The organism is Phreatobacter stygius (genome assembly GCF_005144885.1).
GTDB classification, from domain to species: domain Bacteria; phylum Pseudomonadota; class Alphaproteobacteria; order Rhizobiales; family Phreatobacteraceae; genus Phreatobacter; species Phreatobacter stygius.
Genome location: NZ_CP039690.1, coordinates 5,208,947 through 5,232,010 on the forward strand (window position 1 = coordinate 5,208,947; position 23,064 = coordinate 5,232,010).

21 protein-coding genes are annotated in these 23,064 nt (G+C 67.4%); 11 read left to right on the forward strand and 10 right to left on the reverse strand.

Translation table 11 applies throughout. The features are described 5' to 3' along the window. Positions 1–21: 21 nt before the first annotated feature. Positions 22–216: a nucleotidyl transferase AbiEii/AbiGii toxin family protein gene (locus E8M01_RS36010; protein ID WP_136964803.1), complete on the forward strand. Its 195-nt coding sequence runs from the start codon at positions 22–24 to the stop codon at positions 214–216. On the opposite strand, the gene E8M01_RS24535 is transcribed toward E8M01_RS36010, so the two are convergent. Then, complete coding sequence (locus tag E8M01_RS24535) at positions 150–677, reverse strand: hypothetical protein (RefSeq protein ID WP_136962561.1); 528 nt, start codon at positions 675–677, stop codon at positions 150–152. The genes E8M01_RS36010 and E8M01_RS24535 overlap by 67 nt on opposite strands. A 20-nt stretch (positions 678–697) precedes the next feature. Continuing rightward, positions 698–1,348 (reverse strand): GntR family transcriptional regulator, encoded by a 651-nt coding sequence (locus E8M01_RS24540; RefSeq protein ID WP_136962562.1) that lies wholly within the window; start codon positions 1,346–1,348, stop codon positions 698–700. Positions 1,349–1,556: 208 nt separating this feature from the next. Between E8M01_RS24540 and E8M01_RS24545 the strand changes: the two genes are divergently transcribed. The 4 genes from E8M01_RS24545 to E8M01_RS24560 all read left to right on the forward strand — a co-directional run bounded on the left by E8M01_RS24545 (position 1,557) and on the right by E8M01_RS24560 (position 6,635). Then, on the forward strand, positions 1,557–2,330 hold the full coding sequence (locus tag E8M01_RS24545) for an SDR family NAD(P)-dependent oxidoreductase (RefSeq protein WP_246088419.1): 774 nt from the start codon (positions 1,557–1,559) through the stop codon (positions 2,328–2,330). A gap of 61 nt (positions 2,331–2,391) precedes the next feature. After that, positions 2,392–3,357 carry a Bug family tripartite tricarboxylate transporter substrate binding protein gene (locus E8M01_RS24550; protein WP_136962563.1) on the forward strand — a complete coding sequence of 322 codons (966 nt, stop codon included), beginning with the start codon at positions 2,392–2,394 and terminating at the stop codon, positions 3,355–3,357. A 486-nt stretch (positions 3,358–3,843) separates the two neighbouring features. Next, a complete protein-coding gene (locus E8M01_RS24555) occupies positions 3,844–5,187 on the forward strand; it encodes a M16 family metallopeptidase (protein ID WP_136962564.1) in 1,344 nt (447 codons plus the stop codon). Beyond that, positions 5,184–6,635: a M16 family metallopeptidase gene (locus tag E8M01_RS24560; RefSeq protein WP_136962565.1), complete on the forward strand. Its 1,452-nt coding sequence runs from the start codon at positions 5,184–5,186 to the stop codon at positions 6,633–6,635. The genes E8M01_RS24555 and E8M01_RS24560 overlap by 4 nt, the downstream gene beginning before the upstream one ends. Here the strand turns inward: E8M01_RS24560 and E8M01_RS24565 are convergent. Both E8M01_RS24565 and E8M01_RS24570 read right to left on the reverse strand, forming a co-directional pair. Further along, entirely contained in the window at positions 6,632–8,017 is a 1,386-nt protein-coding gene (locus E8M01_RS24565) for an MATE family efflux transporter (protein WP_136962566.1), read from the reverse strand. The two genes, E8M01_RS24560 and E8M01_RS24565, sit on opposite strands and share 4 nt — an antisense overlap. A gap of 215 nt (positions 8,018–8,232) precedes the next feature. After that, positions 8,233–9,144, reverse strand: a complete 912-nt coding sequence (locus E8M01_RS24570; protein WP_136962567.1) for a LysR substrate-binding domain-containing protein — start codon at positions 9,142–9,144, stop codon at positions 8,233–8,235. Positions 9,145–9,264: 120 nt separating this feature from the next. Between E8M01_RS24570 and E8M01_RS24575 the strand changes: the two genes are divergently transcribed. Next, complete coding sequence (locus E8M01_RS24575) at positions 9,265–9,648, forward strand: RidA family protein (protein WP_136962568.1); 384 nt, start codon at positions 9,265–9,267, stop codon at positions 9,646–9,648. A 12-nt stretch (positions 9,649–9,660) separates the two neighbouring features. On the opposite strand, the gene E8M01_RS24580 is transcribed toward E8M01_RS24575, so the two are convergent. Then, a complete protein-coding gene (locus E8M01_RS24580) occupies positions 9,661–10,554 on the reverse strand; it encodes a LysR family transcriptional regulator (RefSeq protein ID WP_425467750.1) in 894 nt (297 codons plus the stop codon). Positions 10,555–11,127: 573 nt separating this feature from the next. Between E8M01_RS24580 and E8M01_RS24585 the strand changes: the two genes are divergently transcribed. Further along, positions 11,128–11,358, forward strand: coding sequence for a hypothetical protein (locus E8M01_RS24585; protein ID WP_136962570.1), 231 nt, complete (start codon positions 11,128–11,130; stop codon positions 11,356–11,358). 36 nt (positions 11,359–11,394) lie between these two features. Here the strand turns inward: E8M01_RS24585 and E8M01_RS24590 are convergent, their stop codons facing one another. Beyond that, positions 11,395–12,357 carry an ABC transporter substrate-binding protein gene (locus tag E8M01_RS24590; RefSeq protein ID WP_170182057.1) on the reverse strand — a complete coding sequence of 321 codons (963 nt, stop codon included), beginning with the start codon at positions 12,355–12,357 and terminating at the stop codon, positions 11,395–11,397. Between the two features lie 99 nt (positions 12,358–12,456). Between E8M01_RS24590 and E8M01_RS24595 the strand changes: the two genes are divergently transcribed. After that, positions 12,457–13,422, forward strand: a complete 966-nt coding sequence (locus tag E8M01_RS24595; RefSeq protein ID WP_136958885.1) for an IS481 family transposase — start codon at positions 12,457–12,459, stop codon at positions 13,420–13,422. Positions 13,423–13,553: 131 nt separating this feature from the next. Here E8M01_RS24595 and E8M01_RS24600 read toward each other — a convergent pair whose 3' ends face one another. Beyond that, positions 13,554–14,645 carry a LacI family DNA-binding transcriptional regulator gene (locus tag E8M01_RS24600; RefSeq protein ID WP_136962572.1) on the reverse strand — a complete coding sequence of 364 codons (1,092 nt, stop codon included), beginning with the start codon at positions 14,643–14,645 and terminating at the stop codon, positions 13,554–13,556. A 202-nt stretch (positions 14,646–14,847) separates the two neighbouring features. Between E8M01_RS24600 and E8M01_RS24605 the strand changes: the two genes are divergently transcribed. Genes E8M01_RS24605 through E8M01_RS24615 form a run of 3 tightly spaced genes read left to right on the forward strand, consistent with a single transcriptional unit; the run spans position 14,848 to position 18,417 of the window. After that, a complete protein-coding gene (locus E8M01_RS24605) occupies positions 14,848–15,831 on the forward strand; it encodes an ABC transporter substrate-binding protein (RefSeq protein WP_136962573.1) in 984 nt (327 codons plus the stop codon). An 8-nt stretch (positions 15,832–15,839) separates the two neighbouring features. Beyond that, entirely contained in the window at positions 15,840–16,316 is a 477-nt protein-coding gene (locus E8M01_RS24610) for a (2Fe-2S)-binding protein (protein ID WP_215908794.1), read from the forward strand. Then, positions 16,303–18,417, forward strand: coding sequence for a xanthine dehydrogenase family protein molybdopterin-binding subunit (locus E8M01_RS24615; protein WP_136962575.1), 2,115 nt, complete (start codon positions 16,303–16,305; stop codon positions 18,415–18,417). Before E8M01_RS24610 ends, E8M01_RS24615 begins: the two co-directional genes overlap by 14 nt. A 394-nt stretch (positions 18,418–18,811) precedes the next feature. Here the strand turns inward: E8M01_RS24615 and E8M01_RS24620 are convergent, their stop codons facing one another. From E8M01_RS24620 to E8M01_RS24630, 3 genes are all read right to left on the reverse strand, one after another. Beyond that, positions 18,812–19,792: an IS110 family RNA-guided transposase gene (locus E8M01_RS24620; RefSeq protein ID WP_136958299.1), complete on the reverse strand. Its 981-nt coding sequence runs from the start codon at positions 19,790–19,792 to the stop codon at positions 18,812–18,814. Between the two features lie 218 nt (positions 19,793–20,010). Beyond that, positions 20,011–21,255 carry an acyl-CoA dehydrogenase family protein gene (locus E8M01_RS24625; RefSeq protein WP_136962576.1) on the reverse strand — a complete coding sequence of 415 codons (1,245 nt, stop codon included), beginning with the start codon at positions 21,253–21,255 and terminating at the stop codon, positions 20,011–20,013. A 404-nt stretch (positions 21,256–21,659) separates the two neighbouring features. Continuing rightward, positions 21,660–23,030: an amidohydrolase family protein gene (locus E8M01_RS24630; RefSeq protein ID WP_170182058.1), complete on the reverse strand. Its 1,371-nt coding sequence runs from the start codon at positions 23,028–23,030 to the stop codon at positions 21,660–21,662. Positions 23,031–23,064: the final 34 nt, after the last annotated feature.

Genomic DNA, 23,064 nt, shown 5'->3' on the forward strand with positions numbered 1-23,064 from the left:
CGTCTCGGGTTTGGAGGCTCTATCGGATGGCGGAATGCCGTTGCCGCATGGGCGCTAGGTGGTGGGACAGCCATCATGTTGTGGTTGAACCATCGCACCAGCAAAGACATCGACATCTTCATCGACGATCCTCAATACCTTGGCATCTCTCACCCAGGCTGGGTGCGGAGGGAGTTTGGCATTGCCAGGACTATGACGAGGCCGCCCACTATCTGAAGCTTGGATACCCCGAGGGTGAGATCGACTTCATCGTCAGCCCCCACATCACCGACCTGCCGCTCACACGGCGCATCATCCCTGCCGATCTCCCCCTCGGTATTCGCGAGCACGCGATCGACATTGAGCATCCGGTCGAGACCGCGATCAAGAAAATGCGCCATCGTGGCGCCGAGATGAAAGTCCGCGACGCCTTTGATCTCAGCGTCGTCGACGCGGTCCATCGCGACACGTTGCGCGCGTCGCTTCATCACGTGTCTCACGAGCGTGCCGCCATGCTGCAGCGTCTTGACCGAATGGATCCCGGCTTGTTTTCGAGTGAAATCCAGGAACTGGCCGTTATGCCGGAGCGGCAAGGTATTGCCGAAAGGGCGATGTCTTTGACCCGGGATCTCGTCGAAGCCATTCCCTTGCCGGTATCGGATCGGGGCGGGAGTTAGACCGAACGCATCCGACTTCATTGGCCCTGCGCGGAGGCCGCTCACCCCTTCAAATCCGCCACCCTCTGAAACACCGACAAGGTCCGCCGGATATGGTCGCGCATGGCGCGTTCGGCGGCCGGCGCATCACGCGCGATCAGCGCATCGACGATGCGCTGGTGGTCGGCATTGCCCAGCCGCATTTCCTCGCCCAGCGTCAGCCGGGCGACCGGCCCGTTGAAATAGAACTGGCCGGTCTCGTAGATCGCGCTGGCGAGTTCGGGGTTCTTGGCCGCCGCGATCACCGCATCGTGGAAGGCGCGGTTGGTTTTCACCCGCAACGCCTCGTCGGCCGGCGTCAAGGCGAGGCGCTCCTGGTGCAGGTTCGCGATGACGGCGAGGTCCGCTGCGGTGGCCCGCTCGGCCGCGAGATAAGTGGCATACCCTTCCAGGCCGGCGCGCACCTCCGACTTTCGCTGCATCTCCTCGGTCGTATATTCGCGCACTGACCAGCCGCGCTTGCGCGGCACGATCAGGCCCGCCGCCGCGAGCCGCTGCAGGCTTTCGCGCACCGGCGTGCGGCTGACGGCCAGGCGCTCGGCGAGATCGGCCTCGATCAGCGGTTCGTTCGGCCTGAGATCGCCGGTCACGATGGCCGCGCGCAGCCATTCATAGACATCGCTGGAGCGGCGGGCGGCGGGGCTCCTGGTCATCGCGATGCCGCTACCGGCTGGGGGCCGGCGAAGCCAGGGGTGAGACAGTGACGATCAGTTTGCATGCAAAATAGAATGCCATATGGTGCCTCCCGAGAAAAGGACTTGCGGGCGAGCTTTTTGCCGGCGGTGGCGGCGAAGTGTCCGCTGCGGCGGGCGGCATGCGACGTCTGCCTGTTAACGACGGCACATCGCGAGGAGACCAGGCGTGGCTGAGATACGAGCGGGCGGGCAGGGCGAATACGCCCTTGAAGGGCGGGTCGCCATCGTCACCGGCGGCAGCAACGGCATCGGCGCGGCAACGGTCCGGCGCCTGGCGGCCGGCGGTGCCACCGTCGTCGTCGGTTACAACAGCGGGCAGGAGCGGGCCGAGGCGCTGATCGGCGAATTGCCCGGGGCAGGGCATCTGGCCCTGCAGATTCCGATGGAGGACACGAGCGCCATCGTCGCGGCGGCGGAGGCTGTCGCAACCCGCTTCGGCCGCGCCGACATGCTGGTCAATTCCGCCGGCGTCACCCGTGCCGTGCCCCATGCCGATCTCGATGGGCTCACCGACGAGGTCTTCGACCGCATCCTGCGGACCAATGTGCGCGGCCCCTTCGCCACCATCCGCGCCTTCGCGCCGCTGATGAAGCGTGGCGGCGATGCCATCATCGTCAACATCTCCTCCCTGTCGGCGGTCACTGGGCTCGGCAGCAGCATCGCCTATTGCGCCTCGAAGGCAGCGCTCGACACGATGGGCCTGTCGCTTGCTCGCGTGCTCGGTCCGGAGATCCGGGTCATCGGCGTCTCGCCGGCGGCGGTCGCCACCGATTTCGTGCCGGGCCGCGGCCGCGAGGGTGTCGAGAAACAGGCAGCCGCGACACCCCTCAGGATCGTCGCCGAGGCCGACGACGTCGCGCTCGCCGTCATGGCGGCGATCACCCATCTGAGGCTCACCACCGGCTCGACCCTGGTGGTCGACAGCGGCCGGCATCTCTGAAGCGGACGGCGCAGGCCGCCGGCTGAAACAACAAGCCTATATCCGAAGGAAGGAACACCCCATGCTCAACCGCCGCCTGGCGCTCGCCAGCCTGATCGCCGCCGGCGCCATGCCGCAAGCCGCACGCGCCCAGGACTGGCCGCAGCGGCCGGTGACCCTGGTCCACGGCTTCGGTGCCGGCGGCAATGCCGATTCCATTGCCCGCGTTTTGGCGAATTCCCTGTCCGCCTCGCTCGGCCAGCAGGTGGTGGTGGAGGCCAAGCCGGGCGCCGGCGGCAACCTCGCCTCCGAGGTGGTGTCGCGCGCCAATCCCGACGGCTACAGCCTCATCCTGCTCACCGGCGGTCACGCCGTCTCGGCGGCGCTCTACAAGGCACTGCGCTTCAATCCGGTCGATGATTTCGCCTTCGTCTCGCTCGCGGCGACCTTTCCCTTCGTCATCGCAACGTCGGCTGAGAGCCCGATCAAGAGCCTGGCCGACCTGGTCGCCGCGGCCAAACGGGAGCCTGGCAAGCTCACCTTCTCGTCGGTCGGTTATGGCTCGACCCAGCATCTCACCGGCGAATTGCTGGCGGTCACCGCCGGCATCAAGCTCACCCACGTCCCCTATCGCGGCGGCATGCAGCCGCTGACCGACCTGATGTCGGGCCGCATCGACCTGATGGTCGACAGCATCACGGTGACAGGTGCGGCGATCCGCGCCGGCACCATTCGCGGCCTCGGCATCACCTCGACGGCGCCCTGGCCGGCTTTGCCCGAAGTGCCGCTGGTCGCCGGCACCTTGCCGGGCTTCGAGGTGCGTTCCTGGATCGGCGTCGCGGCACCTGCCGCCACGCCGCCCGCGATCGTCGCCAAGCTGAATGACGGCATCCGCCGGGCGGTGGCCGACGCCAAGGTGCGCGAACAGCTCGGCGCGCTCGGCGTTCAGCCGGAGGCGACCACGCCCGAGGCCATGAAGGCCTTCGTGGCTTCGGAAATCCGCCGCTGGAACGAGGTGGTCGACAAGGCCGGCATCGAGAAACTGTGAGGCCGGGATCCTTGCCGCCGCCGGACGACCGGCAAAGCGAGGCTCTCGTCGGGGCCGCTCTTCAGGTTGAATCTGAATCGGATTGCGAGGAGAAAAAGCACGATAAAACAGCGGCTTGGAACGACCCGGTGATTCAGGCAGACAGGTGTGGGAGCCGGCTCATAAGCGATTGCCCCGCCTTCTCGGACCCTGGTCCGGCGGCGATAGTCCGCCAGCGAGAGTGGCGAACCGTGGTTGTCTCCGCGGCCACGGCACCACGGGCATGGCATGGTTCTGGAAGCACCAGTTGCAGGACTTCCTGCAGGCGCTGCCGCGCCGCGCCATGGAGGCTTGAACGCCGCCGCGGGCGGGGGCCGGCGGTTGTCGTGGTCGTGATCGCGGCCTGGATGACATCAGATGGCGGTAGTGTTTTGATGCCAACGGTCCGTTGCCGAAATGCGCCGGATCGAGCCTGGCATCTGACGGAACGCCCGGGGACGATTGCGGATGCCTGGCCTTCGCGCACTGCTTGTCGTTCTGGCCGTGACGGGGCTCGCCGCGGCGCAACCGGTGGCCGCCGCCGAGCGGCAGGTCGCGGACCGTGTGTTCCTGGTCAGCGACGCCAAGGCGCGCTTCGTCCAGTTCCAGATGATCGTTCTCGCCGGCTGCGCCGACGAAGCCGGCAATGACTGCCGGGGCATCGCCCATTATCTCGAACATCTGGTGCTGGTCGGCCGGAATGCCGAACATCGCGACACCGCGCTCCGGTTCTTCTCCGACGGCTCGTCGAACGGCTGGACGACCTCCAGGATCACCGGCTATGTCCACCGCTATCCCGCCGACGCGCCCGATGCGGCTGACCGGCTGGACCGGTTGTTCGCCTTTTATGCCGCCCGGCTCGGCGGCTTCGAGATCACGCCGCAGGATGCGTTGCGCGAGCGCAACGTGGTGCTGCAAGAGTATAACTGGCGGGTCGGCGCCAATCCTTTCTCGCCGGTCTGGCAGGAGGTCGATCGCTTCCTCTACCCCGACCATCCGCTCGGTCAATGGACCATCGGCACGCCGGCGACGATATCGGCGCTGACATCCGATGACGGGCGCGGTTTTCTGGCCGCCTGGTATCGCCGGTCCAACGTCTATTTCATCGTCACGGGTCCGGTGGAGGAGGATCTGCTGCGTCGCACCGCTGCGAAATACCTGGCGCCGCTCGATCCAGCGCTGCCGCCGGCACGCCCCTGGCTCGGCCGAAGGCCCAACCTCGCGCCGGCCCGGATGGTCTTCCTTAGGGAGGACCAGCGGATCGCCGCCGTCACCGTCACCGTCAGCCGCGCGATCGCCTTCGCCGATCAGGACCCGGTGAAGACGCTGGCGGCGCGTGCGCTGATCGCCCAGTTCCTGTCGAGCAAACTCAGCGGCAGCCCGCATAGCCGGCTGGTCGAGCAGGATGCCGTGGCGGCGACGATTCGCAACGTGACCTTCGAACGGGTGATGGATGGCGTGCTGCAGGTCGGGCTGACCGCCGTGCCCGAACCGGACGTGGCCCGCGAGCGGCTTGCCGAGGCGCTGCGAACCTATCTGCGGGAGCTCGCGGTCCAGGGCATCGACGAGGCCATGCTCGATCGGCTGAAGCGGCGCTATGCGATGCGCCACAAGACCGAGCTCGATGATCCCCAGACGGCGCCGGCGCGCCTGATCTCGTGGCTCGGCCATCCCTTGCCCTATGAGCGGCTCGCCGAGCTGGCGCCGGCGGTTGCCAGCATCAGGCCCGAGGAGGTCAATGCGCTGCTGCGTGCCACGACCGCCGAGGGGCGCGAGGCGACCGTCATCTTCGCACCCACGGGGACACAATGAGCGCGACCTGGATCCCGACCTGGTTGACGGCCTGGACCGGGCGTCCAACGGGCGGCGCCTCGTTCGGCCGGATGGCGCTTCGGGCGCTTGCGCTCGTCGTCGTGACGCTTGCGGCCCGCACCGGGCCAGCCGAAGCGCGTGGCTTCGGCATCACCGACGCACCGACGGCCCAGGGCATCCGGCTGGTCCATTTGCCGTTGGCCGGCGAGACCGGGCAGGCCCTGGCCTTCTTCTGGCGCGACCGGCATGCCCTGCACAGCCCGGAGACGATCGGCCTGCTGCGGCTGGCGCCCCGGCTGCTGGTCGCCGGCGGGGCCGGGCCGTTCGACGGCGGCGCGCTCGAGGAAGAGTTCAAGGACCTCGGCGCCAGCGTCGCCCTCAGGCGCTCGACGGCCTTCACCCTCGGCGAGCTTCACGGCCCGGCCGAAACGATCGGCCAGGCGGCGCGCCTGCTCAGGCTGATGATGATGGAGCCGCGCCTGCCGCCGCGCCATCTGGCGCGGATCAAGCGCGAGGTCATCAGCAGCGCCCGGGCGCAACGCGAGACGGCCGAACCGCTTGCGGCCGATGCCCTGGTGCGGCTTCTGGCGGGCGACCATCCGCTTGTCGCCGCCTCGACCATGGAGCCGCCTTCGGTTGTCGATGCGGTTTCGCTCGCCGATATCGAGGCCTGGCGCAAGGCGGTGCTCGCAAGGGACAATCTCGTCGTCGTCACCGCCGGCCCGCTCGATCGCGCAGCCGTTGCGGCCCTGGTCGACGAAACCTTCGGCGGCTTGCCGGCGACCGCCGAACTGAGACCTGCTTTGGCGTTCCAGCCGCTGCGCCCGCTGCGCACCATCGCGATCGAGCGGGCGGTCGCGCAGACGGTGATCGTCGCCGGCCAGGCGACCGGGTGGAACGCGACATCGGAGGGACCGGCGCGCGACATCGCCATGACCGTGCTGGGGCGGGGCGGGGCCTCGCGCCTGTGGCGCGCGGTCAGGGAACGGCTCGGCGCGTCCTATGGCACGGAAGCCAGCATCGGCCCGCTCACCCGCGGACACTATCGGCTGATGATGCGCAGCTCGGTCGCCACCGGCAGGACCGCCGACGCGCTCGCCGCGGTGCGGCAGGAGTTCGAACGTTTTCTTGCCGAAGGGGTCGGCCCGGATGAGGTCGAGCCGGTCAAGACGCGGATCGTCACGGAATTCGCCGAGGCCATGCGCCGGTCGAACGCCGCCGCCAACCGCGTTCGCGGCATGCTGCTCGACGGGCAAGGCATGGATGATCTCGAAGCCTATGCCGATCGGGTCGGCCGGGTCAGCGCCAGCGACGTCAACGCACTGATCGCGAGGCACCTTTCGAGCCGCCTGGTCGTGATCGTGGTGACACCGTCGGCCGCCGGCCTCGGCGCCGATTGCGTGGTGAAATCGCTGGCCGAGGTAAGCTCCTGTCCGGCGGCTGACTAAGTCCCCAATCGGGCGCTGAGCCGTGCCCAGCGCCAGGTGGTCAGCACGGCGACCGCCGAGAGCCCGGAGGCCAGGCCCAGCCAGATGCCGACCCCGCCGAAGCCCCACACGAAGGCCAGCGTCGCACCCAGCGGCATGCCGATGCCCCAATAGCCGATGGCGGTCAAAAGCATCGGCACGCTGGTGTCGTGCAGCCCGCGTAGCATGCCGAGGCAGGCGACCTGGATCCCGTCGCCGAGCTGGAACAAAGCCGCGCAGATCAGCAGCGTCGAGGCGAGCAGCACGACGTCGCGGTTGAGCGGTGCTTCGGTGTCGATGAACACCCCGATCAGTGTCTTCGGCGTCACCAGCATGACGGCGGCGACGATCAGCATATAAGCAACCGTGAGGCCATAGGCGGTCCAGCCGGCGAGCCGGGCGGCCGCCGGATCGGCGGCGCCATGGGCCCGGCCGACGCGCACGCTCGCTGCCTGGCTCAGCCCGATCGCCGCCATGAAGGTGGCGCCGCCGATCTGCGCCACGATCGCGTGGGCGGCGAGCGCGGTTGCGCCGAGCAAGCCCATCATCATGGCGGAGGCATAAAAGATCGAGGTCTCGAAGGCCTGGGCCATGCCGATCGGCAGGCCGAGCCGCCAGATCTCGGCGAGCCGTTTCAGGTCCGGCCGCCACAGGCCCTGGAACAGGCGATAGCCGCGAAACCGCCGGTCGAGGCCGACCACCACCACCAGCCCAAGGAACAGCACGACCATCGCGCCGGAGGTGGCGAGGCCCGCGCCGGTCAGGCCGAGCGCCGGAAAGCCGAGATGGCCATAGATCAGGCACCAGCCGGCCAGCGCGTTGAAGGCGGCGGCGACGGCCGCGACCAGCATGGTCCAGAGCGGCCTTTGCATGGCGGCCAGGAACGAACGCAGCACGATATAGCCGAGATAGGGCAAGAGCCCCCATTGCAGCGCATGCATGAAACCGGTCGAGCGGGCGGCGAGGTCCGGGTCCTGGCCAAGCAACACGAAGATGCTGTCGCAATGCCAGAGCAGAGCCCAGGCCGGAACGGAGATCAATCCGGCGCTCCACAAACCCTGGGTGACGGTGCGCCTGATATCGTCGACCGCATGGGGATCGCGACCGAGCGTCCTGGCCATCAGCAGCATGGAGGCCGAGACGATGCCCATGCTGAACAGCATGACCGCCTGGTAGAGGCTCGCGGCCATGGCGGTGGCGGCAAGCTCATTCTTGCCCAGCCGGCCGACAAAGATGAGGTCGGTGGCGATCAGCGCGACCTGCGCGATATTGGTCAGCACCAGCGGCCAGCCGAGCGCCAGCGAGGCGCGCGCTTCCCTCAGGACGGCGCGGGTCAGCGGCTGCTGTGGCGAAGGCTCATGCATGATCTGGGGCGGTTCAGGCCGGTACGCCTCGCGACGGGACGTCGAAGAGGGGCCGCAGGTTCTTCCACGGCACGCGGTGCACCAGCAAGGGCCTCGGGCGAGGGGCTGGGTCGCGTCGTGGGTCCCGGAGCCCGTCCGGGCGCATCAGACCCGGCGTCGTATCGTGTCGCCGGCCGGACTTGCCGGATATCGCGAATGGCCGAAGAGATCGGTTTCTAGGCAACTGGCGTCGTGATCGTCCCGGCCACCGCGGCAGCTTCGCCAACCAGCCATTCGCGCACTGCCGTCACCTTGGCGTCGCCGGCGAGATGGTCGGGGGTCACGACATGGAAGCCGGCGCCGTCGAGAACCGGCCCGAATGGTGCGGCGAGCAGGCCGCTCGCGATCGCGTTGGCGACCAATGCGAGGCTTGCCAGCACGACCCCCTGGCCAGCCGCGGCGGCCTGGACCGCATGGGTCTCGTCGGAGAAGACGATCTCGCCGCCGGCGTTCGAATAGGGCCGGCCGGCTGCGGCGAACCAGTTGGGCCAGAGCGGCGTGTGCTCGCTCATGTGGCGCCATTCGAAGTGGATCAGGGCATGCCGGGCAAGGTCATCGGCCGTGCGAAGGCCGAGGCCGGGACTGCAGACCGGTGCGAACCGGCCCTGCAGCAAGAGCTCCGAGCGGCAGCCGGGATAGGGGCCTTTGCCGTAACGCACCGCGATATCGGCGGCGCCGGTGCCGAGATCGACGACGTCGTCGGAGGCCAGCAGGCGCAAGCCGATATCGGGAAACCGGGCGCGGAACGCCGCGACCCTCGGCACCAGCCACATCGAGGTCAAGGCGAGCGTCGCGGTCAGCGTCACGGCCCGGCCAGCGTCCTGGACCCGGACCGCGGCGACCGCCTGCGCCATGGCGTCGAAACTGTCCCGAAGCGTCGGGTAGAGCTTCTGGCCTGCCGGTGTCAGGGCCACCCGCCGTGCCCGCCGTTCGAACAGCGTCTGTCCGAGCGTCGCTTCCAGCAGCCGGATCTGGTGGCTGATCGCAGTCGGCGTGACGGCGAGCTCCTCGGCGGCGCGCTTGAAGCTGAGATGGCGGCCGGCGGCCTCGAGGGCACGCAGGGCGGCGAGTGGCGGCAGCTTTCTCATGATCCTTCTATAGCTGAGCTCAGCTCATCTCACGAGTGAGCAATTCGATTTTGTCGAGAAGCTGGGCCGTTCCTACTTTCGTGGTGGCCATTCACGGCCGGAAACGAAAGAAGTCATCTCATGCATATCGCGCGTGTCGTCACCTCTCCTGACCCTTACGAGCCCTATCTCCTGTCCCAGGGGATCCGTGCCGGTGAGTTCCTGTTCATCTCCGGCCAGGCCGGCTATGGCGACGACGGCGATATCGTCGCGGGCGGCTTTCGGGCCCAGGGCGAGCAAGCCTTCGCCAATCTGGAACGGGCGCTGCTGGCGGGAGGTTCGAGCCTGAAGCAGGTCGTCAAGGTCACCATCTTCGTCACCGACATGGGGCATTTTGACGAGGTCGTCGCGCTTCGCCGCAAGCATTTCGCCGCGCCGTTTCCGGCCGACTCGATCGTCGAGGTCAAGGCGCTCTATACGCCTGAAGCGATGATCGAAATCGAAGCGGTGGCCGTTGCCCGATAACCTGTGTCGGCCTCAAGCCGTGGGCGACGCCCGCGTCTCGATCTCCTGCAGGTAGTCGACGAAGGCCCTGACTGTCCGCGGCACACGCGCGCTCCACGGCCTGACCGCAAAAATGATCTCGGCATCCGAGCCCTCGATGGTCCATTCGGGCAAGAGCGCCACCAGCGCGCCGGATGCGACGTGCCGCCGGCAGGCAAAACCCGACAGCATGGTGACGCCGCCGCCTTCGAGGGCCGCCTGCATCAGCAGTTCGCCGTTATTGGCCTTGAAGGCCGCCTGCACCGGCGCCGGCTGGCTCTGGCCATTGCGGCTGAACCGCCAGGCGGGATCGTGCACGGACTGCCAGCCATAGAGCAGGCAGCGATGCGCGGCGAGGTCGGCGGGCTCGCGTGGCACGCCGCGCCTGGCCAGATAGCCGGGCGAGGCGACCAGATACCAATCGACCCGCCCCACCGGCCAGGCCATGTCGGTGCCGCGAACGATATTGGCGAAGCGCAGTCCGAGGTCGAAACCCTGGGCGGCCAGGTCGGCGATGTCCTGGCTCGTCGACAGCTCGACCTCGATTTCCGGATAGCGGTCGAGGAAGCCCGGGATGAGCGGTGCGGCGAAGCTGATGCCGACGCCGATCGAGGCGGTGATGCGCAGCCGTCCCGTCGGCTTGAGCGCCAGGTCGCGCACGTTGGCAAGGGTATCGCTGGCATCGGCGAGCATGCGGTCCATGCCGTCGAGAAGCCGTTCGCCGGCATCGGTGAGCGTCAGCGAGCGGGTGCTGCGGTTGACCAGTTGCAGCGCCAATTCGCGCTCCAGCGCCTTCAGCCTGACGCTGACGGCGGCCTTGGACAGGCCCAGCCGTTCGGCTGCCCTCGTGACGCTGCGGGCCTCGGCCACCCGGGTGAAGATCAGCAGATTCTAGATCAGGTCGAGCTGCATGCTTGTTTATAGGAGTGAACAATAGGTTCGTTCAAGCCGGATTGTTCGGCTGGAGCGCAAGGCGCATCGTCCGGCTGAAGCGTCGTCCGGAGATCGAGAGCGTCATGGTCCAGTGCAGCACGACCTGTTCGCCGCATGAGCGGCTGGATGACCGACCCACGCGGTCATGGCTGGCAGCCTTGGGCCTGGCCTGGCGGTCGGTTTTCGGCCGGCCCCGCGGTGCGCCATTAGCTGGTCCCGAGGCCGAACCGCGGCTTCATCGTGACATTGGCCTCAATCCGCCGGAGAGCTGGTCCGACGGCCGTTGCGGCAGGGATTTCGCCCGATATATCCAGTATTATTGAAGTCGAGGACGCGATATCGCGGAGCCGCGCGCCTCATCCGGCGTGGTCCGGCCTGCCAAGGCGACGCGCCGCCATTGCGCAAGCCACCGATCGCGCGGAGCACCCTTGACGGTCGGGCCCTTCCGGTCGCGGAATTGCTTTCCTACATCAAGCCAGGATGAAAGCCGCTCGCCTTGCCGGACGGCTGTTTCGCTGGTGATCGATCATGAAAAGGCCCCATGACGACCGGCCGAATGGCGCGGTTCGAAGATATGTCCTGGCCCAGCTCAAGGACATGCCTTGCTGGTGCGAGGTCAAGGAAATTGCCGCTGCCGCGGAGGTGAGCGAGGATGTCGCCCGCGCCTGCCTTGAATCCTACGAGGGCGAATTCGCCCGCCGTCACGGCGACCTCTGGCGCTTCGAAACCTGCTGTCTGAGGCACATCAAACTCAGCTGAGACCAGTCGAGCTCAGCGGAAGCAGCGGCCCCTCGCTCACACGAAGGGGTTCCTGTCGTCGAGCCGCTTGCGCGCTTCCTCGGCAATGCCGAGGTCGAAGGTCTCGGCCGGCGTTGGCGCCTTGGGAATGAGGCCGGCCTTCGCCCAGAAGGCTCCCTGTTCCATCACGGAGGCGACGTTCGGCATGCCATCAAGAGGATAGCCGGACCAGCGGGGCCGGGCGCCTTCGATAAGTTCAGGCGGCAACTGGGTGGCTTCCGCCAGGATGCGGTTGATCTCGGGATTGCTGTCGCTCGCCGCCTTCATGAAATCGCGCGCAGCCTGCAACTGCGCCATGGCGAAACGCACCAGGGCCGAGCGCCGGCGGGTGCGCGCTTCGCCGCTCGCCGCCCACAGCCCGACCTGGGCACCCGGTTGAGCCTCGTCGCCCCAGAATAGGATCTTGGCCGCGCCACGCTTCTCCACCGCGAAACAGAGCGGCACCGGCAGGTTGGCGATGCCGATGCGGTTGGCGCCGAGCAGTTGCGGCGAGCTGTTGCCGGCCACCCCCCATTGCCACTCGACGTCGTCGGGTGTCAGGCCGCCCTTTTCCAGCGCCTTGGTATAGAGCAATTGCGAGATCGAGCCGCGCACGCTGATGCCGATGATCGAGCCCTTGGCTTTCGCCATCTGGGCGATGCTGGTCAGGCCCTTGGCGTGCAGCTCGTTGCTGACCATGAAACATTGCGAGCCACGCTGCGGCAGTTCCTGGCTACGGTCCATGATCAGCCGGAACGGCGCGCCCTTGGCGAGCGTGTTGAACAGGCCCGCCGAACAGGTCGACACGGTGACGTCCAGTTCGCCTGCGGTGAGGATCGGAATGGCGAGCCCGCCATCGGCGAAGCTCTGGGTGGTTATCTTCAGGTTGACCTTGTCGAAATAGCCCTTGGCGATGGCGATGAAGGTCGGGCCTGAGGAGATATAGGGCACGATGCCGACCCTGAGCTGCTCCGGCGCCATGAAATCCTGCGCCCGGGTGACCGGAGCCGCGAGGTTGCCTAGGTGTTTGATCCCGGGCTTTGATGGTGCAATCTCGATGCAGGAATCGAGGGACGCGCTATGGGCCAGGTTCTCCACGGGAGCGCCACGACGACTGAGGCGGTCCGTCGAGCGATACAACATAGTCAAGAGAGCCTGAGGGCTCTGTCTAAGCGCTACGGGATTAACCAGAAGACGGTCGCGAAGTGGAAGAAGCGGACCTCGGTGACCGATGTGCCGACCGGGCCGAAGAACCCGACTTCGACAGTGCTGACGATTGAGGAAGAGGCCGTGATCGTCGCCTTCCGGAAGCATACTTTGCTGCCGCTCGACGACTGCCTCTATGCGCTACAGCCGACGATCCCGACGCTGACGCGGTCATCCCTGCACCGCTGCCTGCAGCGTCACGGGATCAGCCGCCTGCCCGAGGTCGAAGGCGAGAAGCCGGCGAAGACGAAGTTCAAATCCTATCCGATCGGCTTCTTCCACATCGATATCGCCGAGGTGCAGACCGCTGAGGGCAAGCTGTACCTCTATGTCGCCATCGATCGCACGAGCAAATTCGCCGTCGTACAGATCGTCAGGAAGACGGGGCGGACCTCCGCGTCAGCCTTCCTCTCGGCCTTGATCGAGGCCGTCCCCTACAAGATCCATACCGTTCTCACCGACAACGGCATCCAGTTCACCTTCCCGCCACGGTATGCCGATGGTCCGACGGCGCGCTACGTGACGCACATGTTCGGCATGCGCTGCCAGGAGAACGGCATCGAGCACCGCCTCACCAAGGTGAAGCACCCTTGGACGAACGGCCAGGTCGAGCGCATGAACCGCACCATCAAAGAAGCCACCGTCAAGCGTTACCACTACGACAGCCACCGGCAGTTCGAAGCGCATCTCGCCGACTTCGTCAGCGCCTACAATTTCGGGCGGAGGCTGAAGACCCTCAAGGGCCTCACACCCTACGAATTCATCTGCAAACTCTGGACAACAGAGCCTCAACGATTCAGGCTCGATCCACTCCATCAAATGCCGGGACTAAACACCTAGGGCGCCGAGCCCCGAGGCCAGGACCGTCCGTCGTGTCAGGCGCATGTCGACCTCCCAGGGGCGATGCGGGCTAAAGCTTGCGCAATCGGTTGCATTATGGGGCGCGCCGGATTTCCGTCAACGCCGCGGGGTCAGGCGCTTTGCCGCACCGGCCCGGTCGAGTCCCGGATGATCAATTTCGGCGGCAGGATGCGCCGGGCCACCGGCCTTGCGGGGTCGTCGAGCCGGGCGACCAGTTCGTCGGCGGCCTCGTAGCCCATGCGATACTGCGGAATACGCACCGAGGTGAGCGCCGGTTTGAGCTTGTCGACGAAAGGCATGTCGTTGAAGCCGGTCACCGAGACATCGCCGGGACAGGCGAGATTGAGCTCGTCCAGGGCGTCGTAGACGCCGAGCGCCAGCGCGTCGTTGGCGGCCACGATGCCGGTTGGGGCAAATCCCGATTCCAGCAGGTGCAGCGCCGCGCGCCGGCCGGCCTCCTCGCTGAACTGCCCGGCGATGACGACATTGCGTGGTCCGGCCTCCAGGCCATGGCTTGCCGCCACCGCGGCAAAGGCCTCGCGACGGGTGCGGCCGGTCGAGACATCCTGCGGCCCGGCGATATGGGCAATGCGCCGATGACCGAGGTCGTGGAGGTGGTCGAAGGCTTCGCGGATGCCGGCCGGCTCGTCGGCCAGGATGGCGGGGACCGCGGTACCGGCGGTCGAGCGGTTCATCAGCACGATCTCCATGCCGCGCTCCAGCGCCGCCCTGACGATCGGATCGTCGAGCCGGGCGGTCGCCAGGATCAGCCCGTCGACCTGGCGTTTGATGAACATGTCGAGCAACTGCCATTCCCGCTCCAGATTGAAGTCGGAATTGGTCAGCAGCGCGCTGTAGCCGATCTGCTGCAGGCGGTCCTCGATGCCACGAAACATCGGCGGAAACATCGGATTGGTCAGGTCCGGCACGACCACGCCGACGGTATGCGAGCGGCGGCGGCGCAGGCTCGCGGCGATCACGTTGCCTTGATAGCCGAGCGCGCGCGCCGAGGCCTTCACCTTCTCGGCGACATCGGGCGAGATGCGCCGCTCCTTGAGCGGGTCGAGGGCGCGCGATGCCGTCGAGATGTGCACGCCGGCATGATCGGCGACATCCTTGAGCCGGGCCGGAGCTGCCGGCGGCCGGTCGGCGACGGGCAGACGCGCCGAAGGTGGTTTTTTCCCTGCGGGTGACTTCGCCATGCCGATCCGATCATTGTTGTCAGGACAAGTGGCATTGTCCTTGTCTTGGCGTCAATCGCGCGGGCCAAACGCGCGCGAGGCGACGCGCAGGGAGCGTCGACAAGGCGGTGATTGACATTGTGCAATCGATTGCCAAGAATTCGCCCGCGCCCAACGAGCGGCCATTCGGCGCTCGATCGGCAGAGCATCTGGAGCAGTGCCCGTGAATGATTCGACCAAGACCGGCGGCAGCCAGGCGACACCGGCCGGGCAGGGCGCGGGACGGACGCCCGCCCGGCTTCGCGTCATGTCTTTTGCCGGCGCCGGCAACCTGCCGCTGCTGGCGGCCGAGACGCAGGGGTTCTTCGCGGCCGAGGGACTGGCGGTCGAGATCGCCTGGACTCCGGATTCGCCGGGCTTGCGGCGGGCGCTTGCCGCCGGCGAGATCGATGTGGCTCATGCCGCCGTCGACAATGCCATCGCCATGGTCGAGACCGACGGCGTCGATGTGGTCGTGGTCGCAGGTCTCGACGACGGCATGAACGAACTGGTGGTGCAGCCGGACGTGTCTGATATCGCCGACCTGATGGGCCGGACCGTGATCGTCGATGCGCCGAACACCGCTTTCGCCCTGCAACTGCGCAAGATCCTGGCTCTCACCGGGCTGACCGCCGGTGTCCACTATCACCTGCGATCGGTCGGCGCGACCGACCGGCGCGTCGCCGCGATGATCGAGGACAAGAGTTTCGCCGCGACGCTGCTGAGCCCGAGCTATGCCGATATCGCCGCACGCGGCGGCCTGAAGCGGCTTGGCCCGGTGTCGCGCTGGATCGGTCCCTATCAGGGCATCGGCGTCTTCGCCTTGCGCCGCTTCGCTGCCGCCGAGCGGCCGAAGCTGGTGGCCTATCTCAGGGGCCTGTTGGCCGGTCTTGCCTGGACCTTCGATCCGGCCAATCGCGACACGGCCATCGCCCTTCTGGTCGCGCGGGTGAAGATGGATCCGGCCGCGGCCGCCGCCGGTTATGACCAGGCGGTCCATCCCGTGACCGGCCTGTTCCGTGATGCCAGGGTCAATGCCGAGGGCATGGCGACCGTGCTGGCGCTGCGCGCCGAGCTGGAGGGCGGTTGGAACGGCGTGCCGCCACCGGCCTCGCGTTATGTCGACGACAGTTTCCTGGTCGCGGCGCGTGCGGGGCTTCGGTTGTGACCGGGGCCTTGTCGCTGCAGGTCAACGGCCAGGCCGTCGCCATGGACGCGAACGATCCGGTCATGCTGATCGAGCTCCTGCGCAACCGCCTCGGGCTGAAGGCGACGCGGCTCGGCTGCGGCCTGGAACAATGCGGCGCCTGCATGGTGCTGGTCGATGGCGAGCCGGTGCCGTCCTGCGGGCGCGAGGCCGCGGCCTTCGCCGGTCGTGCCGTGACCACGGTCGAAGGCATTTCGGCCGGCGGCCTGCACCCGCTGCAGCAGGCCCTGATCGATGAACAGGCTGGCCAATGCGGCTTCTGCCTCTCCGGTATCATGATGTCGGGCCTTGCCTTGCTCGCCGCCAATCCGGATCCGTCACGCGCCGAGATCGCCTTGGCGCTCGATCGCCATCTCTGCCGCTGCGGTGCGCAGAACCGCATCATCGCGGCGGTCGAACGCGCGGCGAGCGTGCTGCGCGGCGGAGGCGTCCATGCCGCCGGGTGACCTGCCGCCAAGTCTTGCCGCCAATCCGCGGCTCGACCGCTGGATCCGCTTTGCGGATCGCAATGTCGTCATTGCAACCGGCAAGGTCGAGCTGGGGCAAGGCGTCTTGACCGCGCTCGCCCAGATCGCGGCGGAAGAGCTGGATGTGCCGCTCGCCCGGATCACCATGGTCTCCGGCGATACCGATCAGGGGCCGAACGAGGGCTATACCGCCGGCAGTCAGTCGGTCGAGGCCTCGGGCGGCGCCATCCGGCTGGTCGCGGCCGAAGCGCGCGGGCTCCTGGCAGCGGCCGCGGCCAGCCGGTTGGGCGCCGACGTTGCCGACCTCGCTGTCGAAGACGGCGCCTTTACCCGGGACGGCCGGCCGACCAATCTCGATTACTGGTCGCTCGCCGAAATGATCGACTGGTCGCGCGCCGCGACCGGCGCGGCTCCGGTCAAAGGGCCGGGGGATTATCGCTTCGTCGGGCAAAGCCTGCCGCGCCTCGATCTCGAGGCCAAGGTCACCGGCGCGCCGTTCATCCAGGACATCGCCGAGCCCGGCATGGTGTTTGGCTGGGTCATGCGGCCACCCCGGCGCGGTGCGACCCTTGAAGGTTTCGACCCGGCAAGCCTGGGCCGGTTCGGCGATACGATTGCCTGGCACCGCGATGGCAATGTGCTGGCGCTGACCGCCCGGAGCGAGCACGCGCTCGGCCTCGCCAGAAACATCCTGCGTGCACAGGCGATCTGGGCCGGCGGCGAGGCCGTGCCGGACCAGGCCGGCTCGCCGGACTGGCTGATGGGCCAGGTTGTCAGCGATCGCGTCATCGAGACCGGTGAACCGCCGGTGGCCGCTGGCGAGCCGATCGTCGCGACGTACTCGCGGCCCTTTCTCGCGCATGGCTCGATCGGCCTGTCCTGCGGCCTCGCCCGCTTGGACGCCGGGCACCTCACCGTCTTCAGCCACTCGCAAGGGGTGTTTCCCTTGCGCGGCGCGATCGCCCGGGCGCTCAGGCTCGATCCGGCCACCGTCTCGGTCATGCATCGGCAGGGCGCCGGTTGCTACGGCCATAACGGCGCCGACGACGCGGCGGCCGATGCCGCCTTCCTGGCGCTCCGCCATCCTGGCCGGCTCGTCCGGGTCGAGTGGACGCGCGACGACGAGCTCGGCTTTTCGCCGGTCGGGGCCGCCATGGCGGTGCGGCTCCAGGCGAGCCTCGACGCCGAGGGCCGCCCGGCCGGTTGGACCACCGAGATCTGGAGCCCGCCCCATGCGGCCCGGCCCGGCACCAATGGCAATGTCAACCTGCAGCTTGCCGAGGCCTTGCCTGATCCGCCGGCGGCCGCCCCGGCCGCCGACATTCCCGACGCCGCCGGCGGTGGCGGCATCCGCAATGCGGCGATCCCTTATGCTGTGCCGGGCCAGCGCATCATCCACCACCTGATCACCGCCCAGCCGGTGCGTGCCTCGTCGCTGCGCACGCTCGGCGCCTTCGCCAATGTCTTCGCGATCGAGTGTTTCCTTGACGAATTGGCCGAGGCCGCCGGCCGCGACCCGCTCGCCTACCGCCTGGAGCTCATTGGCGATCCGCGCGCCCGCGCCGTGATCCAGGCCGCCGCCAGGACTGCCGGCTGGCGCAGCGATGCCGAGGCCGGCACCGGCCGGGCCCAGGGCATCGGCTTTTCCCGCTACAAGAACCGCGCCGCCTATTGCGCCGTGGTGGCCGAGGTCGAGGTCGGCGAGGAAGTCCGTCTGTCAGGCATCTGGTCGGCGGTCGATGCCGGTCTCGTCATCAATCCTGACGGCGTCAGGAACCAGATCGAGGGTGGCATCCTGCAGGGGGCGAGCTGGACCTTGAAGGAGCAGGTGCGTTTCGCCGAGGGCGCGATCGCCAGCCGCACCTGGGACGATTATCCGATCCTGCGCTTCTCCGAGGTGCCGCCGGTGACCGTCGAGCTCCTGAACGTCACCGCCGACCGGCCGCTCGGCGTCGGCGAGGCCTCCCAGGGCCCGGTCGCGGCAGCCATCGGCAATGCGGTGGCGCGCGCGCTCGGCAGCCGCATCCGCCACCTGCCGCTCAGCCGCGAGCGGATCATGGCGAGTTTGCTGGCTGATTAGGAGGGGCTGGCGCGGAGCTATGCGTGCGCCATGACCCCGCTCCGGCGAAACGCCCATGACCCTCGCCCACGTCTGCGTGGGAGAGGGTGGCCGCGGCAGCGCCCGGCTGAGGGTGACCGCGTCGATGCGCGCCGTGCATTCCCGCTGGAAATGAAGGGGCGGCCCTTTTCAGAGCCTCACCCGGCGCCTCCCAAAGCGTAGAGCGAACGCGAGACGGTTCGCATCTCGCTATGGCGTCGAGCGAACGCGAGACGCGTTCGCATCTCGCTACGGCATCGAGCGAACGCGAGACGCGTTCGCATCTCGCTATGGCATCGAGCGAACGCGAGATGCGTTCGCACTCGCTATGCGCCGCCACCCACTGTCGCAAGCGGGAGAGCATCTGTGTTTCGGGTCAAGCCTGTTTTGGAGCGTGAGTGGCCCAAGTGCGGTCCTGAGCGATAAGGGTGTTGGCGAGGACGACGAGCTTTCGAGCCACGGCGATGAGGGCGCATTTGGGCTTCTTGCCCTTGGCGATCAGGCGGTCGTGGAAACTTTTCATGTCGGCGTTGCAGCGCGTGGCCGAGAGCGCCGCCAGGTAGAGAACGCGGCGCACCCGGGAGCGTCCGCCCCAGATGACGCGGACGCCCTGTCGTTCACCCGAATCATCGGCGATCGGGGCTAGTCCCGCCAACAGGCTGATCTGTTTGATGTTGCAGGTCCCCAGCTCGGTCAGGGCGGCCACCAGGGTCGTGGCGACCGCCGGGCCGAACGAAGGGATCGAGATCAGAATGTCGTGGCGTCTGGCCAGGCATGGATCGGCCGCGATGCGTTTGGCGATCTCGCCGGCGATGGCTTCGATAGCCTTGGCGATCCGGGTGAGACGGTGAGCGAGATGGCGGATCAGGAACTTGTCGGTGACCGCGTGCCGCTGGTTCTTGAGGGCTGTCTGTTCGTCGACGGCCGCATCGCGGGCGCTGACCAACTCATTGAGCGCATCGAGGGCTTCCGGTGCCGGCGGTCGCTGGGCCGGGTTCATGGCCCGCGCGAACAGGGCCAACACGCGGGCATCGAGCCGGTCGGTCTTGGCCAAGGTGCCCGTGGCACGCGCGAACATGCGCACGCGATAAGGATCGACCACGGCAACCGGCACGCCCGAGGCATGCAGGCTTCGGCGAACCTGGCGGTGCCACTTGCCGGTCGCCTCGACCACGACCAGCGCCAGATCAAAGCGCTGAAGCCAGCGCTTCAACTGCCGGATGCCCAACTCGGCATTGGCAAAACGGTGGGTCTCCCCGCCGGGCAGAACGTGGATGTCGAGCCAGCTCTTGCTGACGTCGATTCCCACGGTAGACTTGCCTTCGGTCTCTTGTTTGGACGCTTCCTTGCCTTGCATACGGGACTTCCTCCCCAGCATCTGTTCAGGACAAGAGCCAGAGGACGGCCGGACCATGCTCTCCCGCGGTGCTGAGCCAAAGGGTGAAACGGTCCCGGACATCCGCGTCGAGGCCGGTGGCCACCGGCCTCGACGCACCTCTCAGCCTGCGCTGAGTCGGTCCCGCAAACATGCAAGAGGGTTTGCCCAACCGTGCGGCTCATCCCCTCACGGCCGCCTCAGGCCTCGGGTCCCGCATATTTGCCGGCGGTTGCCGGGAACATGGTCTTGATGATCTTCATCCGGCTGACGTCGACGGTGGCGTCCATATGCAGGAAGATCGCCGCGTCGCGGAACAGTTTCTCGACGCCGAATTCCAGCATCGCGCCATTGCCGCCATGCAGTTCCAGCGCGTGCTGGGCGACCTTCATGATTTCTTCTGACGCGTAGACCTTGGCCATGTTGCAGAGCGCGTCCATGTCGGGATGGCCTTCGTCGACGGCTTTCGCGGCGCGCTCGACCAGCGAACGGACCGCCTCGATGCGGGTCGCCATGTCGGCGAGCCTGAGCGCCACCGCCTGGTGCTTGATCAGGATGCGGCCGCCCTGGACATAGTTCTGCACATAGTCGGCGGTGCGCTCGAAACAGGCGACGCCGACGCCGAGGTTCTTGGCCGCCTGGATGATCTTGCCGGCGCGGAAATAGACCCCGGCCTTGCCCAGCGCCTCGCTCTCGACCAGAAGGTGATCGGCCGGCACGCGGCAATCCTCGAAGACGATCTCGCCATTGTTCATGAAGCGGCAGCCGAGCGTCTCGTTGCACTTGGTCACCGTCAGGCCGGGCGTATTGCGCGGCACCAGGAAGCTCGACGTGCCCTGCAGCATGCCGACCTTCGGATTGGTATTGGCGTAGACGACGTAGAGGCTCGCATCATAGCCGTTGGAGATGAACTGCTTGTGGCCGTTGATCACCCAATGGCCGTCCTTGAGCACGGCCTTGGTGTGCATGGCGGCTTCGGGCACGTTATAGGGCAGCCAGCGGTCGGAGGCGCCGCGCGGCTCGGTCAAGCAATGGGCCAGCAGGAATTGCGGGTCGTCGATGAGCCGCGGGAACCAGGTCGCCTGCAGCTGATCAGGCGCGAATTCCCGCAGCAGGATCGACACCTTCCAGTTCTGCACCAGCTTGTCGGCGAGACCGGAATCGCCACGGGCGATTTCTTCCGCGATCAGCGCGAAGGTCCTCACCTCGGTATCGCGGTCGAGCTCGATGCCGCCCTGGGCCTCCGGCACGCCGAGGGTGCGGATGCCGATCCGGTCGGCGCCTTCGAGGATCTCGGGCGGCAGCCGCCCGGCCGGGCTCATGTCCCATTCGCGCTGCCAGTTCGAGCGGATGAACGGGGTGACGATATCGTCCACGAACGAGCGGCAGCTCTGCCGCATCAGCCGCTGGTCCTCCGAAAGCGATGTGTCGTGCGCGTGGATCATGGCCTTGTTCCTGCCCAGCTGGAGCCCCGTTTTCGGCAGCTCTTCCGGTCAGGAAGCCTAGTCGAGCGGGCTGATGCGGACAGGCGCTTTCGTCCCGATCTGGTGGATTATCGTCCAGTTCGGCGGGGAAGGGGACGTGCGTCTTGAGCACAACGAGGGACGAGCGGCGGCGCGCGAACCAACCCTCTCCCAAAGAGAGAGGGTGCCCGCGTCAGCGGGCGGGTGAGGGGCGTAAGCCTCGAGGGCTCATGCCGATGCTCGCGCTGCATGCTGCCCTATCCGGATATGGACGACCCCTCACCGGCGCCTCATAGCATCGAGCGAACGCGAGATGCGTTCGCACTCGCTATGCGCCGCCACCCTCTTCCTTTGGGAGAGGGTTGGTCTATCGGCGCATTCCACCGTCACCCGATCGGCAGGCTCAAACCCGCTTCCGTCATGACCCGCGCCGTGGCCTCCGTGAGCGCGCGCTTGCGTGCCTGCAGCACCTCCCGAGGGAAGGTCAGCCGGCCGCCGCGCTTGCGGGCGACGCCGTCGATATAGACGCTGTCGACATGGCCGCCGCTGGCATAACCGACAATGCTCACCACCGGATCGAAGACCGGGAACAGGTCGAGATCGCTGGTGTCGAGCAGCACCAGGTCGGCCTTCTTGCCCGGTGTCAGCGAGCCGATGCGATGGTCGAGCCGCATCGCCTTGGCGCCGCCCATGGTCGCCCAGTAGAGCACTTCGCGGGCCTTCACCGCGATCTCGCCGAGCGGCTTGCCGGCCTTGGCCCGCGCGATATTGGTGAAGTGGCGATAATGCATCCAGGTCGACCGCATTTCGTTGAACATGTCGCCGGAGCAGAGCGGCTCGGTGTCGATGCCGAGCGAGATGACCGCGCCGCGGTCACGCGCCCGCACGGTGAGCGGCGGATCGGCTTTCGCCTGCAGTTCCAGCATGACGGTGGGGGTGACCGTCACGCCGTGGTCGAGGATGAAGTCGAGGTCGCTGTCCGACAGAGCGTTGCCGTGGCAGATATTGTGGTCGGGGCCGAGCAGGCCGGCGGCGGCGAGCGCCGGCCAGCCGTTTTCCTGCACGCGCTGGCCGCTCGGATAGGACACGTGGCAGGTCGAGACCAGGCCGAATTCGCGCGCCAGCCGATAGTCGGAAAGGCACACCTCGGCCGTCGAGATTTCCGGCCCGAGGATGGCGAGCGCCAGGGTCACCAGCCGGTCGTCGCTTGCCAGCCGGCCTCGGCGCAGCGCCTCGACGCGCTCGCGCGGATGCGGGATTTCCGAATGATGCTTCTCGCCCGGCGCCTGAACCGGCTTGGCGGTGCCGTGGCCGAACAGGGCGCGGATGCCGCTCTCCTCCAGTGCGTCCACCGCCCGTTCGGCCATCGGCAGGTCGCGCAGGATATGGCACCAGTCGAACAGCGTGGTGACGCCATTGTCGATCTGGTTGAGCGCGCCGACGAGATTGCCGAGATAGGTGTCCTCGGCGGTGTAGCGCATGGCCATGTTGCCGTGGACGTGGCGGTGATAGGCGCCCGCCGGCCATTCGGCACCGATGCCGCGCAGGCCAGCCTGCCAGGTGTGCATATGGGCATTGACCAGGCCGGGCATGACGATCATGTCGGTGGCGTCGATGACCTCGTCGGCGCCGGCGCCGAGTGAGCGGCCGACCGCAACGATCTTGTCGCCTTCGATCAGCACCTCGCCGCGCTCGATATCGCCGATGGCCTCGTCCATCGTCACGACCCACCCGTTGCGGAACAATGTCTTTTTCATCACGCTGTCTTCCATGCTGATCGGTGCCTCCCGC

Coding starts and splice junctions, on each gene's coding strand:
- E8M01_RS24535 (WP_136962561.1), bottom strand. CDS start 677: ATGAAGTCGGATGCGTTCGGTCTAACTCCCGCCCCGATCCGATACCGG.
- E8M01_RS24540 (WP_136962562.1), bottom strand. CDS start 1,348: ATGACCAGGAGCCCCGCCGCCCGCCGCTCCAGCGATGTCTATGAATGG.
- E8M01_RS24550 (WP_136962563.1), top strand. CDS start 2,392: ATGCTCAACCGCCGCCTGGCGCTCGCCAGCCTGATCGCCGCCGGCGCC.
- E8M01_RS24555 (WP_136962564.1), top strand. CDS start 3,844: ATGCCTGGCCTTCGCGCACTGCTTGTCGTTCTGGCCGTGACGGGGCTC.
- E8M01_RS24560 (WP_136962565.1), top strand. CDS start 5,184: ATGAGCGCGACCTGGATCCCGACCTGGTTGACGGCCTGGACCGGGCGT.
- E8M01_RS24565 (WP_136962566.1), bottom strand. CDS start 8,017: ATGCATGAGCCTTCGCCACAGCAGCCGCTGACCCGCGCCGTCCTGAGG.
- E8M01_RS24570 (WP_136962567.1), bottom strand. CDS start 9,144: ATGAGAAAGCTGCCGCCACTCGCCGCCCTGCGTGCCCTCGAGGCCGCC.
- E8M01_RS24575 (WP_136962568.1), top strand. CDS start 9,265: ATGCATATCGCGCGTGTCGTCACCTCTCCTGACCCTTACGAGCCCTAT.
- E8M01_RS24585 (WP_136962570.1), top strand. CDS start 11,128: ATGAAAAGGCCCCATGACGACCGGCCGAATGGCGCGGTTCGAAGATAT.
- E8M01_RS24590 (WP_170182057.1), bottom strand. CDS start 12,357: ATGGCGCCGGAGCAGCTCAGGGTCGGCATCGTGCCCTATATCTCCTCA.
- E8M01_RS24595 (WP_136958885.1), top strand. CDS start 12,457: ATGGGCCAGGTTCTCCACGGGAGCGCCACGACGACTGAGGCGGTCCGT.
- E8M01_RS24600 (WP_136962572.1), bottom strand. CDS start 14,645: ATGGCGAAGTCACCCGCAGGGAAAAAACCACCTTCGGCGCGTCTGCCC.
- E8M01_RS24615 (WP_136962575.1), top strand. CDS start 16,303: ATGCCGCCGGGTGACCTGCCGCCAAGTCTTGCCGCCAATCCGCGGCTC.
- E8M01_RS24620 (WP_136958299.1), bottom strand. CDS start 19,792: ATGCAAGGCAAGGAAGCGTCCAAACAAGAGACCGAAGGCAAGTCTACC.
- E8M01_RS24625 (WP_136962576.1), bottom strand. CDS start 21,255: ATGATCCACGCGCACGACACATCGCTTTCGGAGGACCAGCGGCTGATG.
- E8M01_RS24630 (WP_170182058.1), bottom strand. CDS start 23,030: ATGAAAAAGACATTGTTCCGCAACGGGTGGGTCGTGACGATGGACGAG.